Origin of the sequence: Microcoleus sp. Pol12B4, from assembly GCF_036701385.1 — a bacterium.
Taxonomy (GTDB): domain Bacteria; phylum Cyanobacteriota; class Cyanobacteriia; order Cyanobacteriales; family Microcoleaceae; genus Microcoleus.
In genome coordinates this window covers 34,493-50,735 of sequence record NZ_JAUBQR010000001.1, presented here as the reverse complement: position 1 = coordinate 50,735, position 16,243 = coordinate 34,493, and the positions used below count along the sequence as shown (strand labels likewise).

12 protein-coding genes are annotated in these 16,243 nt (G+C 45.0%); 1 reads left to right on the top strand and 11 read right to left on the bottom strand.

Annotated elements, in window-relative coordinates; genetic code table 11:
• Nucleotides 1–159 precede the first annotated feature (159 nt).
• The gene (locus QUA38_RS00195) at nucleotides 160–765 is read left to right on the top strand and encodes a chorismate lyase (protein WP_333158104.1); all 606 of its coding nucleotides are present in this window, start codon (nucleotides 160–162) and stop codon (nucleotides 763–765) included.
• Nucleotides 766–917: 152 nt separating this feature from the next.
• Here QUA38_RS00195 and QUA38_RS00190 read toward each other — a convergent pair whose 3' ends face one another.
• The 11 genes from QUA38_RS00190 to QUA38_RS00140 form a co-directional block, all read right to left on the bottom strand.
• Nucleotides 918–2,222, bottom strand: coding sequence for a cytochrome P450 (locus QUA38_RS00190; protein ID WP_333158102.1), 1,305 nt, complete (start codon nucleotides 2,220–2,222; stop codon nucleotides 918–920).
• Between the two features lie 200 nt (nucleotides 2,223–2,422).
• Nucleotides 2,423–5,860, bottom strand: coding sequence for a PAS domain S-box protein (locus tag QUA38_RS00185; RefSeq protein ID WP_333158100.1), 3,438 nt, complete (start codon nucleotides 5,858–5,860; stop codon nucleotides 2,423–2,425).
• Nucleotides 5,861–6,535: 675 nt separating this feature from the next.
• Complete coding sequence (locus tag QUA38_RS00180) at nucleotides 6,536–8,569, bottom strand: ABC transporter ATP-binding protein (protein WP_333158098.1); 2,034 nt, start codon at nucleotides 8,567–8,569, stop codon at nucleotides 6,536–6,538.
• A gap of 219 nt (nucleotides 8,570–8,788) precedes the next feature.
• Nucleotides 8,789–9,301 (bottom strand): hypothetical protein, encoded by a 513-nt coding sequence (locus QUA38_RS00175; protein WP_333158096.1) that lies wholly within the window; start codon nucleotides 9,299–9,301, stop codon nucleotides 8,789–8,791.
• A 330-nt stretch (nucleotides 9,302–9,631) separates the two neighbouring features.
• Nucleotides 9,632–9,835, bottom strand: coding sequence for a hypothetical protein (locus QUA38_RS00170; RefSeq protein WP_333158094.1), 204 nt, complete (start codon nucleotides 9,833–9,835; stop codon nucleotides 9,632–9,634).
• A gap of 161 nt (nucleotides 9,836–9,996) precedes the next feature.
• Complete coding sequence (locus QUA38_RS00165) at nucleotides 9,997–10,434, bottom strand: DUF3574 domain-containing protein (RefSeq protein ID WP_333158092.1); 438 nt, start codon at nucleotides 10,432–10,434, stop codon at nucleotides 9,997–9,999.
• Between the two features lie 372 nt (nucleotides 10,435–10,806).
• Nucleotides 10,807–11,154, bottom strand: coding sequence for a hypothetical protein (locus QUA38_RS00160; protein WP_333158090.1), 348 nt, complete (start codon nucleotides 11,152–11,154; stop codon nucleotides 10,807–10,809).
• 332 nt (nucleotides 11,155–11,486) lie between these two features.
• Nucleotides 11,487–12,569, bottom strand: a complete 1,083-nt coding sequence (locus QUA38_RS00155; RefSeq protein ID WP_333158221.1) for an ABC transporter ATP-binding protein — start codon at nucleotides 12,567–12,569, stop codon at nucleotides 11,487–11,489.
• A gap of 104 nt (nucleotides 12,570–12,673) precedes the next feature.
• Entirely contained in the window at nucleotides 12,674–13,537 is an 864-nt protein-coding gene (locus tag QUA38_RS00150) for a carbohydrate ABC transporter permease (RefSeq protein ID WP_333097940.1), read from the bottom strand.
• Between the two features lie 71 nt (nucleotides 13,538–13,608).
• Nucleotides 13,609–14,517, bottom strand: coding sequence for a sugar ABC transporter permease (locus QUA38_RS00145; protein ID WP_333158088.1), 909 nt, complete (start codon nucleotides 14,515–14,517; stop codon nucleotides 13,609–13,611).
• Between the two features lie 163 nt (nucleotides 14,518–14,680).
• Nucleotides 14,681–15,997: an ABC transporter substrate-binding protein gene (locus tag QUA38_RS00140; RefSeq protein WP_333158087.1), complete on the bottom strand. Its 1,317-nt coding sequence runs from the start codon at nucleotides 15,995–15,997 to the stop codon at nucleotides 14,681–14,683.
• Between the last annotated feature and the right edge of the window lie 246 nt (nucleotides 15,998–16,243).

Sequence of the window (16,243 nt, the reverse complement as noted above, 5' to 3'; positions counted from 1 at the left end):
GGAAGGAAGAAGGAAGAATAAAAATCCCGAACAGAAGTATTATAACTATTTAACCGGACATCCTATGGGCGATCGTCATCGGTCGAGCAATTTTTAATTTTTGAGTGGATAATTGAAGAAGCGTTATAATAAACAAAAAATTAAGTTTTGTAAAGACCCTTGACTGCAACATTTACACCCAAAAACAGCCGGACCTGGCACGCTCTCAACCCCCTGTGGCAAGGAGCAGAAGACGCAGTACAAAAGGGTTTGCCCCACACCAAGCTCGCACCGGCGTGGCAAATACTGCTCCTGGGCGACGGTTCCCCTACTCGTCACCTGCAACTGCTGACAGGGGAACCCACAGAAGTTGATGTCATCGATATGTCCTTAGTCGGTGAAGATGCAGACGGCGCGCCAGAGCAAATTGTCGCGGTTCCGGGGCCACGGCTGCGCCGCCAAGTGTGGCTGCGGACTGCTTCGGGACAGCGCTTAGCCTATGCAACTTCTTGGTGGGAAGCGAGCCACGTAGATGAATACTTACAAAATAAATCTTTGCCAATTTGGGCCAGTTTAGCGAGACTGCGGACAGAATTGTATCGCGATGTGCAGGGCATTTATTGCGGTGATTCGGCTGCTTTGGAATCAGCGTTTGAAGAGTCGGGCCCTTTTTGGGGGCGACACTATTTGTTTTGGCATCACGGGAAGCCATTGACTCTGATTTATGAGGTTTTTTCTCCTTATTTAACTAAGTATTTGGGGCCGATGCAATTGGATGTTGATTGAGGCTGAGATCTTGCACCATTATCAATAAGGCTTTCAGGGCGGGCTAGGAGCAAGGACCCACAAACACATTTACCTATTCTTAAGAACAGGGTTTCCGGTCTGTTCTTAAGAATAGTTGCCGAATTCTTTAAAAAGCCGAAGTTCTAGATTTTCTACCTATTCATAGTTGTTCTACGAAACTTCACTCGCAAACCGTCGCGGGGATGCGGAGTCGGTACTGTGATCAAATGCAAATCTTGATCTGGTAAAAGCTCCCATTCAAACTCCCGAACAATCTTTGCCGCAAACAACTTCATTTCTAACCTGGCAAATTCTTTGCCCAAACATTCCCGCAAACCTCCACCAAATGGCACGTAACTAAACGGTTTAGCCGATCGCTCGGAGTTGAATCGATCGGGGTCGAAGCGATCGGGTTCAGGATAAAGTTGACTATCCTGATGGGTTTGATTAATCTGAGAAAGCACAGTCCAACCCTTTGGAATTTCATAGCTGCCGAACTCACAAGCATTAATGACTGTCCGAAAAATACCTCCCACTGGTGGAACTAAACGCAGCACTTCTTGGAGCACCTGTTCTAAATAGGTCATTTGTTTGAGTTGTTCCAAGGTTAGGGGTTCCGTAGCGGGGAACTGCTTCTGTTCGGTGCGGACTTTTGCCATCACATCGGGATGTTGAGCTAGGAGAAGGCAAAAAGAGGCGATCGCCGAAGTTAAAGTTTCGTGTCCCGCAAACAGCAGTAACAGCACTTGATCTTTTAACTCATCCAAACTCAAACTATTTCCCTCGTCATCGCGAGACGAAATCAGCAAACTCAAAGCATCCTTGCCACTAGGGGTTCCTTGTTGTCTGTCTCGAATAATATTTTCTAGTTCTGCCAACAGCAGCTTGCGGGACTTTTTCGCCTTGCCAAACTGAGTCCAAGGCACATCTAAAGGAATCGAAAATAAACCATTACACCAAGTTTCAAAATAATGTCCTAGCGCCGTTTCCGCACCATTATCAATCCCAACCAACAACTTACCCGCCACATCAAAAGTATAATTTCTCAGTTCAGGATACCAAGTCATGGTTTCCATTTTGACCCATTTTTCCAAATAGCGCTGAGTGATATTTTCCATCGCGCCCATGTAGCCTGCCAAAGCTCGTGGCTGAAACGCTTGGTACAGCAACTTGCGCCGATTTTGGTGGTTAGCACCCGTTTGTAATGCCAAGGAAAGGGACCCTAAAAGCGCTCTCGTGCTGGTAGGCCAAGTCACAACAAAATATTGGTTGTCATTGCTTAAAACAAACAAAGTAGCCTCTTGACCAGACATAAACACGGTAGGCTGTCCGAAAAGGCTGGTTTTGAAAATGGGCCCGTACTGCTGGTGGCGTTTTTTGGCGAATTGGGAATCTTGCAAAAAGTTGATAGTATCGCCAATTAGGGGTAAACCTAAACTGCCGGGAGGTAATGCCATTTGAGATTTAAGATTTGAGATGTTAGATTTTTAATATCATATCAATTTTAGTGGGAGGGCGGGCAATACGCACCAGACAAATTTATGGTAAAATATTTTTTTTATATTTGTAGCCTGTAGGGTTTGTCTGCCTTAAGGTTAGTAAAAAAAATTGGGTTTTCCCAACAGACGCACCTTAATATTTTTGCCGAAAAACCACTTTAAGTTTCGGTCCTTTTAATCGGAATCTCGATTATAAATTCAGTGCCTTTCCCCACCACCGACAAACACTTAATTTCACCTTTATGTTTTTCGACAATAATTGAATGGGAAATCGCTAAACCCATTCCTGTTCCTGAACCGATCCGTTTGGTAGTATAGAATGGGTCAAATATCCGTTGCTTGACTTGATCGGTGATACCTGCACCGTTATCAGCAATTCTAATCACAGCAAGAGTACCTTCTACCTCTGTACGAATGCGGATAATTCCCGGATTTTCGAGCTGTTCTTGTAACACGTCAATAGCGTTAGCAATAATATTCATAAACACCTGATTCAACAGTCCGGCGTAGCACTCCACCCGTGGCAGTTGTCCGTATTCTTTAATGACTTGAATTGCTGGGCGATGAGACTCCGTACCCGCTACGCTATCGGGCTGAAATTTCAGACGGTGTTCTAAAATCATCAATGTGCTGTCGATGCCTTCGTGAATGTTAACCTTTTTCATGTCAGATTCGTCGAGGCGAGAGAAATTCCGCAAACTCCGCACGATATCCCGGATGCGAGTGGCTCCCACCTGCATAGAAGACAGCATTTTCGGCAAGTCGTCTAGCAAGAAATCTAGCTCTAACACTTCTATTTCTTCCTGAATCGCTGGAGAAGGTTCCGGGTATTCATCTCGATACATTTGCAGCAGTTTCATCAGATTTCTGGTGTATTCTTCTGTGTAGGTAAGATTGCCGAAAATAAATGTGACCGGGTTATTGATTTCGTGGGCAATTCCTGCTACCATCTGACCGAGACTCGACATTTTTTCTGCCTGCACGAGCTGAGTTTGAGCTTGCTGGAGTTCGCACAGAGTTACTTCGAGTTTTGCAGCTTGTTCTTGCGCTATCCGAGCTGAATCGACGCTGTTAGTGTAAAGTTCAGATTGACTGATGGCGATCGCCAATTGATCGCCAATTGCCTCCATTAACTCCACTTCCTCTTTTGTCCACTTACGCACCTCGCTGCAAGAAACGCAGCCAATAACACCAGTTAAACCCCCGGCACTTTTAATCGGCAAATCCAAGACAGACTTGTAACCAGCCTCCAAAAAGAATTTTCGTTCTACGGGATCGCTGACAGTTGCAACATCATCTATTTGATAAACTTCCAAATTAGCGATTTTTTGCGGCAGCGTACCCGTTATGTCAGCAGGGAAATAACCCAAAAGCGAGAACAAGTAATCATTCTTAGCTTCGTGGACGACATCCCAAGCAGGTGGCGAAGCGTCGGGCAAATACCAGATAAACACACAGCGATCGACTTGCAGTAAGTCGCGAATCTGCTGCACAGTTGTTGCCAAAATAGTATCTAAATCTAGAGATTCGCGGATATTGCTAGCTAGCTGGTTCAGAAGTGCTTCCTGCTCCGCTAACTTCCGGAATCGCGCTTCCGAAGCTTGCAATTTTAGTTGAGCTTCTTTTTGTTGTGTAACGTCCAAACCCAAGCCGATTAAGCCTATCGCGCTGCCGTTTGCCTCTTTTACCTTAGCTTTAATTACCTCTAAATGGTGATTTTTACCGTCAGCAAACTGGATAATTTCATCAGCATAAAAAGGACTATCTTGACTCCAGACTTGCACGTCAGATGCCATGCAGTTAGCAAATGCTTCCGATCCCAAAATTTCACAAGAGTGAGATGCTGCCAAAAATCTTTCTTCAGGAACGTTCACAGATTCGCAAAAAGTTTTGTTAACCAACAGCATCTTGCCTTTAGTGTCAGTCAGCCACACCCAGATGGGAGCGTTGTCAATAATTGCCCTCAAAGTTTGCTTTTGTCTGGCGAGAGCTTCTTCTGTTTGTTTGCGCTTAACTCCCAGGGCGATCGCATCGGCACTTGATGCAAAAGCAATCAGCGTTGATTCGTTCAACTCCTGACGAGCAAACATCGCGATTACTCCCAGCAACTGATTGTCAACAATTAGCGGATATCCAGCAAAAGCCACCATTCCTTCTCGTGAGGCCCATTCTTTGTCCTGGATTCGGGGATCTTCTTTCACAGAATTAGTAATGTGAGGTTGTCGCTCCAGGGCTATTAAACCAATCTTGAAATCGCCGACAGCAATGCGGCTGTGAGCCCCCTCAATGTGAGTATATATCCCCGCGCTTGCTTGCAGTTCCAATACATTTCCGTCTTCATTCAGCGTCCAAATCCGAGCAAACGCAGCATCCAAATGGCGCACAACTGCATCGGCGCAATATTGCAAAGTTGCAAGCAAAGTCTGGTTTTGAGTTAGACCAATTCCCACATCTGCTGTGAATAGAGAAAGTTTCAATTGTTCTGCTAAAGCTTGTTCTGCTATTTTGCGCTCTGTAATGTCCGTAGCAGCACCGAGACGCTGTTTAATTTTTCCCTCCTCTGTTCTGCTAAATACAATATTCCGGCTGACTAACCAGTGCCAACAATTCTGTTTGTCGCGCACCCGATATTCGTACTCAATAACTTCGCCGTCGGGAGCATTTTCTAATTGCTGAAAATATCCGGGAAATTTAGCTAAGTCGTCAGGGTGGATGATGGTGGGCAGTAGATTGCTGCCCATGTTTTCAACTTCTGCGCTCGTATAGCCGAGGGTGTCAGTGATTTCGCGGTTGCTGTAGACATTTCGCTGCTCCCTTTCATCGTAAACAAAGAGAAGATTCGGACTGGTATTGGCAATTCGCTCAACAAAACGCTGGCTTTCTTGCAGCGCTGCTTCTGCTTGTTTGTGAGCGGTAATGTCGCGGCCGACACCATAGATCAATTCTTCCTCGTAGAAACGGGTAGCAGTCCAGGCTATCCACTTGTAAGACCCGTTTCGACAGCGCCAGCGGTTTTCAAACCCAACGGTATTATTCCCCGCAGCAATACTTTCAGCTTCTTTTAAAGTAGCTTCCCGATCGTCTGGATGCACGAATTCAATGAACAGTTGGCCAATCATTTCTCCTGAGGAATAGCCGAGTATTTTTTCTGCTGCTGGGTTGATGAGTGCTACATAACCGTCAAAACTAAGGAGGCACAGCAGATCTAGCGAGAGGCTAAAAAAGCGATCGCCCCCGTCGGGATTACTAGATTGGCGATCGTTTTGGGCTGCGACAGCAGAAGCTTTTGAGCGCCCCGATACCGCCAAAAAGACAATATTTGCTATTGCCAAAAATCCCAGGGCGAGTTGGCGATGGTAGAAATTATCATCGCTGCCAGCTACGAGCCACCCGTTTAAGACAAGCAGTACAATTATCAAAATTGAGAATACACTGCCCGGGGCGATCGTCGCTACGCTGATTTTTTTTTCATACTCCTTGCTGCCTTCTGCCTTTTCTATTCTGGTGACTGCTGCCGTGAATTTTCTCAACAACAGTTGGAGTAAGTTCAATAATTTACTGTTTTTGGATTCTTCGATATGAACAGAATACTTCATTTTTTTACTGTTGATTCCGTTTTATTCGTGGGGACTTAAAATTAAAATAAAATTTTTAAAATATTGTAAAACTTTGCTAGCTTGCGAAATCTAGCATTTTAAAATCTGCGTATATTTACTCAAGCCGGCTAGATAATTAAGTAAATTTTCAGTGTATTTACGGAATTAGCGAGCAATCTTTTCTTAGCTGGGATGTGCATTTTTTACTTTTTCCGACTCATAGAGAGAGTTTATATATAATACTACGCTACATATTGCTGTTAGTCATTGGATATTTGGCCTAATCTAGCTAATTGGACGTAGAAATTGGCACTCTTGGACGAATAACCTAATTATGTAGAGTTCGCCTGAAGCAGCTTACCGCGTTATAGTAGCGTGTTATACAACTTTTTGGCTCCAGGAATGACCCGGTTTGATCTAGGAAAATACTGCATGGAGCGCCCTGGGTGTCGGTTGAACAACCCGGAATATTACTCAAGTTCAAGCAGGTTGAATTTGACAATAAATAAATTATTAATTTAAAATAAATATAAACTGCTGATTTCTGAAGATAAAATGAAAAAAATATTTGTAGCAGTTTTTTGTTGGACGAGATATTCACGCAAAAGGGTTAATTAGTAATTGGTAATTTGTAACCGGCAATTGGTAATTGATACCAGTTGAAAACACTAGATATCAAATGTGTTTCGAGTCATCTGCAGGCGATGGGGGCCAAGCAGCTTGGCGACCTAGTTGCTGTTGCCGAATTCGCTCCAAATTCCCTGCTGGAATAGAAGCTATGAGTTGCCGCGTGTAAGCTTGCTGCGGTTGGCGGTAAATGCGTTCAGCAGTGCCAATTTCCTCGATTTTACCTTTGTTCATGACGATCGCGCGATCGCTCATAAACTTGACCACGCTCAAATCGTGAGAAATAAAAATATAAGTCAGTCCAAACTCTGTTTGCAACTCCTTGAGCAAATTTAAAACTTGCGCCTGCACCGACACATCTAATGCCGAAACCGACTCATCGCAAATAATAAACTTAGGATTCAAAGCCAAAGCTCTAGCAATACAAATTCGCTGCCGCTGTCCGCCCGAAAACTCGTGAGGGTAGCGCCGCATAAAATCGGGGTTTAAACCTACTCTATCTAACAAATAAGCCGCGCGATCGCGCTGTTCTTTGTGGTTCTTACCAAAGCGGTGAATCACCATCGGTTCCATCACCGCATCCCCAACATTTAGACGCGGATCGAGAGAACTAAAAGGGTCTTGAAAAATAATTTGCAGATCGCGCCGCAGCCACCGCAATTTGCGATCGTACTCTTTTTTCATCCGATAATTAGCCATCCACTGCGAGGCCGAACTACTTTTCGCAGGAGGCGTAATTTCTTGACCTTCAAAAAACACTTTACCGCTGGCGATCGGAATTAATTGCAGCAAAGCCCTCGCCAAAGTAGATTTGCCGCACCCAGACTCGCCCACCAATCCCAAAGTCTCGCCCGGATAAACCTCAAAAGAAATATCGTTTACCGCCATAAACAAGCGTTTAGTTTCGCCAAACATCCCCTGAACAGGAAAACCGACGCGCAAGTTATTAACAGCTAGCAAAGGGCCAGAAATATGCGGCAACCTAGGGGGTTTTCCTGTTGCAAAAGCGGAATTTCCTCCGCTGTTGTCGCCATCTAAATCGGCATTTTTCTCGACAATTACTAATTCGCCGCTAGCATTTGTGGTGACATCCATAAAATCGGAAACTGTCGGCAAGCGGCGCAGTTGCCGATCGAGAGTTGGGCGGCAAGCTAATAAACCTTTTGTGTAAGGATGTTGGGGATTGCTGAAAATTTGTTCGATCGCACCGCACTCAACAATTTTGCCCCGGTACATCACCGCCACCGTATCGCCAATTTCAGCAATGACGCCCAAATCGTGGGTAATAAAAATCATTGCCATGCCTCTAGAGTCCCGCAACTCCCGCAGCAAAGCTAAGATTGTTGCCTGCACGGTTACGTCCAAAGCCGTTGTCGGTTCATCAGCAATTAATAAAGTTGGATTGCAAGAAATGGCCATTGCAATCATCACGCGCTGGATTTGACCGCCTGAGAGTTCGTGGGGATAGCGATCGAGCATAGCTTGTTTTTGGCCGTTGACGAGCTGCATCAAATCGCGAGCGTCCTCTATAACTGCTTGATTTCCCGCAGCAGCCTGGGAATGCTCTTGCCGCAAAGCCAAACACCGCTGCCTGATCTCATCGTCCCCCGGTAGCAGCTTCACTTCTTGCAGCAAAGAAGCAGCTTGGCGCCGCGCTTCTGTCTGCGACACCTGTTGGTGCAAACAAATGGCTTCTGTGAGTTGAAATCCGATCGTATAAACGGGATTTAGCGAACTCATCGGCTCTTGAAAAATCGTCGCAATCTGGCTGCCCCGGTATGTTTGTTTTTCCCTGTCCGGCAGTTCCAGCAGATTCACAGGCCCATTGCTAGCGCCGTCTTTTGTCGAATAAAACCAAATTTCGCCGTCGATTTTCGTTGACGAACTCGACAGCAAACCCATAACAGCGAGGGATGTTACCGATTTTCCCGATCCCGACTCTCCCACGATGCCCAGAGTTTGCCCTCGCTTGACCTCAAACGAAATGCCGTCAACCGCTTTGACGGTTGCAGACGCATCGCTTGCGTCCGCAGATTGAAATTGAACCCGCAGGTTGCGAACTTCTAGGACGGTTTCACTCATGGAGGTCTATGGCAGTTAAATGGAGATTAAGTGGATTGTAGCAGGGCCTGCTGAAGGCAGAAGGCAGTAGGAAGATTTTAAGATGGCTTTGCATAACAGATGGCGAAAGCTAACATTCTTCGCAACGCTTCGCCGTGGATGAGTTTTGAATTTTAAATGGTTTATAACTTAAAACTCAAAACTCAGAACTACTGGAGTGCCTTCTGCCTGCAATTTTCCTCAAAAACCGATGACTTGAGTGTCAGCAGGCAGTGCAGTGGCCTCGGAGACCTTTTTAAACACGGTTGCCTGCTCGTTTAAGGAATTAGGTCTTGCCTGTCCGGGATTAGTGCCTTGCAACTGAAGGCGCATTTGACCTTCGGGAGTCAACTCAAAAACAGTCTCAACGGTTTCTGTGCTGCTGAGGCCGACATCAAGGTGCATCGGTTTTTCACCGAGATTAACTTTGTACCTCATTTCTTTGGCGCGGGCGGCTCCGTCGGGGCCTTTAGCCATGAGAAACAATTTGCCTTCTGGGGCAAAGACGAAGGTGAAAGACTGACCGGAGGGGACTGTGCCTTGCCATTGACCTAGGAGTTGCTGGTCGATGCTGCTAGCGGCCGGGGCTGCTGTTTCTTGGGCAATTATTGGTGCTGCTGCGGATGCGGGGCCGTGTGAAGCGGTGAAGCTGGCGAGGATGCCGAAGCAAAGGCCACCTGCGATCGCTTTGCCAATCATTTTTGAATTAGACATGAGACCGATCTAAAAATTGGTTATTTGTTTTGTACACTGTAGCGGTAAAACCGTACTTTGTTTAGTTTAAATCTCTTTTATGAATAGATATAGGTTGAGGTTCACACCTGCAACGCCGTTGTCATCCCCGGACTAAAGCTTTTCCTGAGCTTGTTGAAGGGTCACGGGGCTTTAAGTTTTTTTTGTTGTAAAATCCAATACAAATCCGCTTTTAGCTGCACAGTTCGCTGTTCTGAGTTGATTGTTCTTAACTCAAAACAGCTAACTGACTATTGCGTTTGATCGCACCTCCAGATAGTTTGTCAAATCGATCGCATTAATAGTCTTTCATTAATTTTTTTCAGTATCGGGTTCGACTTGTTCTATAGGAGATTCCGGCGCGGGTTCCTGTGGATTTCGCGATCGTTTCATTCGCTCCAATGCCTCTGCGTAAGACCAAGCCACGCTCACAAGAAAAGCTTTCGCCATGCCGGACAAATTTTGTGAATCCTCGCTTTCCGGCGCTTCAGCTTTTTGGTTGCCGTCGTTCATCATGTTTTTGTTTTCTCCCGGGCAGATTTTTCTAGGGATTTTTTGCAGTCTGCGATCGATACCCACAACTTATGATTTTTATTGCACCGCACCCTAATTATCTTTGAGGATATGACCTTGATTACCACGGATAATATCATAAATACGCTGATTGGATGACCACATCAGAAAGAAACCTTAACTTCGCTGGTGGCCCGCAGCACAGACTCTTGCAGGAAAGTGCGCTTGTAAGTTTCGATAATTTCATTAATAGCTTGATTTTTTTCAGGACTACTTTCATAAATTAAAATAACTATTTTAGAGTTTTCTATAATCAGAATTCCCGCTCTGTTGAGAAACTGCCCTGAGCCGTCTAATACGGTTAGCCCTTCCCGAAAGCGAGGGGTAATAACTGCCTTGACAAACTCCTGCCATTCGGATTCAGAAATTGTCTCGCCTCCCGGTTTTGTTAAGCCAAAATAGAGTTCATCTTTGAGGAGATTTGTTTGCTTGGCATTAGTATCCGAAGTTTCGGGAAGTTGAGCGCGGGCAATTGTTGCCGGACAAAGAGGCAGGATGAACAGCAGGCCTGTCAAGAAAAGACTGTTAAAATGTTTCTTCATCAGGAATTACGTGGAACTTCTATATTGTGGGCCGTTGTTTCTAGCGTGCCCTTGAAAGGATGATTGAGAATACTGAAATATCTCAGTTTTAACCACCGAGTCTGAGCAACGGGTTTTTAACGCGAATTTGATTTAATTTAACATAAAAGACTTCCAACTCAAAAACCCAGTTTCTCAGGTGAAACTGGGTTTTTGAGCATCTGTTCTAGTTTATGTATGCTCGCCTACTTGATTGCGTCTGTCGTATTAAGTAGCTCAACCTATTTAAACGTCAAACTTTTCAGGTGTTCAGAAACCCGGAAGGGCGAGCACTCTTGGCTGCCCCCCGAAAGCAATCAGGTTTCTCAGTGTTATATTTTTTAGGTGGAGCTACTAATCCTTTAATTCGCGGATACTTCTCTTAGCAGTGTCTTGATACATCTCGCCCATTTCTTTCACGGCTGCTCCTGCCTCTTGGCCAATCTTCTGAGCTCGTTCGCCGGGAGAGTCTGAGGTTTCGCGAGCTTCTTGCCTCCATTCCCGCGTTGTTTGGGGTCTTTCAGAATTGTTTAGCTCAGATTTTGAGCTGGCTTGCGTGCCAAAACCTTTGTTAGTGCGTCCCGAATCAACAGTGGTTGTCAGCACCAGAAAACCGACTAGGACAACACTCAAAAAACTCTTAATTTGAAAGCCCTTAAGCAGGGAACTGATGCGAGCAATGGCTGTGGAAATGAAATTCATCTCAGTAATACTCCCTAAGTTGATTTGTGATAATTTTCAACATTTTTTATCTAATTGGCTCGCTCCAAAACCAGCAGCTAATGCGAGGTAAAGCCAACTTAGCTTTAACTTCCGATTAACGACCTAAATAGAGTTAGAGGTTAGCGATTAAATTTGGTAAACACGCAACCTATGTGTCAGCCAATTAGCTTTTTCACACATGAATATCACGTTAACAGCAGCCAAATAGTTCTACCTCTAACTAAAGTCATAACTTAGTTAGAAGCAAAAAAAATATTTTTCAGCACAGGGTTAGAGAATTTTTAATCAATCATGCTATGCAAGGCAAATTCTTATTGCAAGCGATCGCCCGTTTTTACGTCAAACCAGTGCAGCAACTGAGGCGGGAAAACCAGCTCTACAATTTCGGAATTCCAGTGGCGGTCATTGGGCAGCAAAGCCCGCACTGTTACTGAGTCCACACCTTTAACTCGAACGCTAACTAAATTTTGCATTCCCAAGTTTTCCACTAAATAAACCTCACCTTTAATTGCCTCTGCGGCCGCTATATTGCCGGCCTCTGCATCTGCAAAGCCGACGTGTTCGGGGCGAATTCCTAAAACAATTTCTGGTGGCAGAGTCGGCATATTTGGGAGTGGAACTCCAAAATCCCCCAACTTAGCAAAATTGCCATGGCATTTAAGCACGAGCAAATTCATTTGCGGGCTGCCCACAAAGCCGGCTACAAACTGATTTGCAGGACGGGTATAAATTAAGTGTGGCGGATCGAGCTGCTGCACGCTGCCGCTGTTGAGAACTGCGACTTTTGTAGAAAGCGTCATTGCTTCGGTTTGGTCGTGAGTTACGTACACTACAGGAGCTTTTTGGGAGGAAAACAATTGTTTGAGTTCGGCCCTAACTTTTTCCCGTAATAATGCGTCGAGATTGCTCAAAGGTTCGTCGAGCAAAAATACTTCCGGTTGGCGCACTAATGCGCGGCCGAGGGCGACTCGCTGTCGCTGTCCGCCTGATAGTTTTCCTGGTTTGCGATCGATTAATTCCGTCAATCCTAGGGATGCTGCAACTTCTGTCACTAACCGATTGATTTCACCGGAGGAGATTTTGCGAAGTTTGAGGCTCGATGCCATATTCTCGTATACTGTCATGTGCGGATACAGCGCGTAACTTTGAAAAACCATTGCAATATCGCGATCGCCCGGTCTGAGATAAGTGACATCGCGATCGCCAATTCTAATCTCGCCCCTAGTTGGCTGTTCTAACCCTGCAATTAACCGCAGTGTCGTAGATTTGCCACACCCCGATGGTCCCAGCAAGGTTAGAAATTCTCCTTCGCTGACATCCAAACTAATGTCTTTTACGGGAACAACTTTAGGGCTGTAGGTTTTATTGAGGTTTTTTAGTTGCAATTTTGCCATGATTTTTAAAGTGTTGACTGTTGACTGTTGACTGTGTTGTTTGACTCGTTCCCAGCCAGAACCCAGGAACCAGTTCAATCTAAAATCTAAAATCTAAAATCGATTTATCCTTTTACTGCCCCCGCAGTTAAACCCTGAACAATGCGCCGCTGGAACACCAAAACCAGCAAAACCAAGGGCAAAGTTCCCAAAACGGTGGCTGCGGCGATCGGGCCGTAAGGAATCTCAAATACTGACACCCCGCTGAGTTGAGCCGTGGCGACGGGGATTGTTTTTAGAGATTCGCGAGTCATAAATGTTAGTGCAAATATAAACTCATTCCAAGCTGAAATAAATGTTAAAATTCCAGTTGTAACTAACGCAGGAAATGTCATCGGCAGCACAATTTGCCACAGCATTTGAAAAGTGTTGTATCCGTCTACTTTAGCGGCATCTTCCAAATCTTTTGGCAATTGTTGAAAGAAACTCCGCATTACCAAAATTGTCAAGGGCAGATTGATTGCGGTGTAAGGAATAATTAATGCTAAATAATTATTGCCTAAATCCAAAGCTTTGACAATTTCCAGCAGTCCCAAAAATAGTAGAACCGCTGGAAATAGCGTCACAATCGTCACAGTTGCCAGGATGATTCTCTCGCCCCACAGCCGCAACCTGGCTAAAGCGTAAGCTGCAGGAGCGCCTACTGCTAAACACAGCAATGTTGAAGTAATGGAAACAAAAGCGCTATTTAAAATATAAAGAGCAAACGGGCGACGTTGGAAGAGGGACAGGTAATGCTCGAAAGTAATTCGTTTGGGAATGTAGATGTTGGGAATCGCCGAAATATCTGCATTTACTTTGAAAGAAGTTAGCACCTGCCAGATAATAGGTGCGAGGAAATATGCGACAATTAAGAGCGCTGAGATTGGCAAGATTAATTGCCGGATGTTAAAGGTTTTTTTCGTGGGTTGTTCGCGGGCGATCGACATAATTTATACCAATGAAATAAAAGTGCAACAGTTGGTTATTTAAAATCTCCAATCCTAAATCTAAAATCGTCTTAGTTTCCTCCGGCTGCATTGATGCGGGCTCTCGATAACAGGTAAGCGGCGATCGCAACTGCTGCCACTAACATCAAAAAAGTACACACCACCAAAGCCGCCCCGTAGCCAAAGTCTAAATACCTCATCACCGTGCTGTAAATGTAGATAGAAACCGTCTCGGTTGCCCCCGCCGGCCCCCCTCCCGTCATCACCTGAATTAAGTCAAAAATGCCGAAAGACTGGGCAAATCGAAACAGCAAAGCAATCACAATTTGGGGCATCAGCAGGGGAACCGTAACTTGACGGAAACTCTGCCAGCTACTCGCGCCGTCAATCGCGTGTGCTTCGTACAAATCACCGGGAATTGACTGCAATCCTGCTAGTAAAAGCAAGCTGACAAAGGGCGTAGTTTTCCACACATCTGCTGTAATTACAGCCATCATTGCCAAAGTCGGATCTCCCAGCCAGCTAATACTATTTTGAATCAATCCTAATCGTCTCAAAATGTCGTTAATTACTCCGTATTGGTCGTTAAAAATCCACGCCCAAGCTACTCCCATCAATGCAGTGGGCAGTGCCCAAGGTAGCAAGGAGATTGTGCGAACAATGCCGCGCCCTGCGAAGGATTGATTTAAGACTAAGGCAATCCCCATACCGAGAATTAATTCCAGCAAAACAGAGACGACTGTAAATACTGTGGTGTTGCCTAAAGTTTGCCAGAAACGCCCGTCGCCTAACATTCGACTGTAGTTAGCAAAACCGGAAAAAACCAGTTTTAATTCTGTACCGAGGTTTTGGGTGAATAAACTCAGCCAAAAAGCGCGCAATATTGGGTAAGCAAATACTAGCAGCAGAATTATCAAAGCTGGTGCTACTAATATCCATCCGGTTGTTTGTTCGCGCTGTCGCATCTTGTCTAATTGCATAATTTTCACCTTTAAATTATTTTATGGCGGGCTAGAAGCCCAACCCGCAAGAGAATTAGCTTTTATGGAACAAGCCGGAAAGCCTGTTGTGGCAGGCAAGATGCCAATTCCCAAATAAAAAAAATCACTCTTTGTGGAACAAGCCGGAAAGCCTGTTTAGGACTTACGAAGCTTTGGGTTGTTTCAAACTGCCTAATAAATTGCGAGTTTCGCTAGCTGCTGCTTTCATTGCTTGTTCTGCACTCATTCTCCCGGTAAAAGCTGAACTCAAATAGCGCTGCAAAATATCAGAAGCTTGAGCATATTGTGCCAGGGGTGGGCGCAAAGCTGGCCGTTCCACTACTTTTAGCAGTTGCGGGTAGTGGGGATATTTGGCGACTATTTCTTTGTTGGTAAATAGGGACTTGTAACTGGGAATTAAACCCGTTTCTAAAATAAATTTGCGCTGGGTTTCCTCACTGGTAAGATACTGAATTGCTTTCCACGCTTGTTCTGGATGTTTTGAAGTTTTGGCAATTCCCCAGCCCCAGCCGCCCAAGCAGGAACCGCCTGTTTGACCGATACTGCTGAGCATTGGTTCGATCGCAATTTTGCCTCTAACATTCGATCCTTCGGCATTTGCCAGCTTCCAAACATACGGCCAGTTTCGCAAAAACAGCGCTTTGCCATTTTGAAACAACAGCCGGGTTTCTTCTTCGCCGTAGGTGGTGACACCCGGAGGAGAGATGCCGGAGGCGATCGTATTTTTGAGAAATTCCACTGCTTTAATTGCTTCGGGTTTATCTAACCCAACTTCAAAAGTTTGCGGGTTGGCCCAGAAGCCACCAAAACCGGAGAGCACTTCGACAAACATCGCAGATACTCCCTCGTATTGTTTACCTTGCCACAGATAACCCCAAGTAGCTTTTCCCTGTTTCTGCAAGTTTTGAGAGATTTTTACCATCTCTTCAAAGGTTTTCGGGGCTGGAATTTTCGCTTGTTCTAAAATGTCTTTGCGGTAATAAAGCATTCCGGCATCGGAAGCGTGGGGAATTCGGTAAAGTTTGCCTCGATACCGCCCGCCTTCGACGTTACCTTGGATGAATTTGGAAAGTTGTTCCGGGGGAATTCTGTCTGTCAAATCGCTTACCCAACCTGCAGCTGCAAATTTGGGAACCCATACAATATCCATGTTGATGATGTCGTAGGGCGATTCGCCTAAAAGAAAGGCAGATGTATAAAGATTTTCTATGAGGTTGGTGTCAAAAGGCCCTTCTATGAGGTTGATGCGAATGTCGGGGTTTTTCTGTTCAAATTCTTTGACAAAGGGTTTCCAGTTAACAATGTCTTGGCCTTGCATTAACATGGTGAGCACGACTGGCTGTTGAGTCAGTGCCGGCAGAATAAATAAAAGCAAGACGGCGGTTAATGTGGCAGCGAATAAGGCTAAAAGACGGGGACGCTTCTGGCTTCGTGGCTGCGGGGAATTTATTTTTTGCATTTGCTTTTGAGAAATGGCGCTGCGATCGCCTTATTTCTCTCATAACTCGCTTTCTTTTGTTTCGCTGGATTTACCGAGTTTATGCAATAAAAGTTTAAGTAAACTTTAGCTTACTTAATAATGCTTGAGTCAAAAGTGCAAATTTTGATTTAACTGATTAGATGGCGAGTTAAATCAACATCTATCTACAGATAGATATTAAACATCTTACAAAAATCATCAACTATCTTGAGATTATCTGCGTTT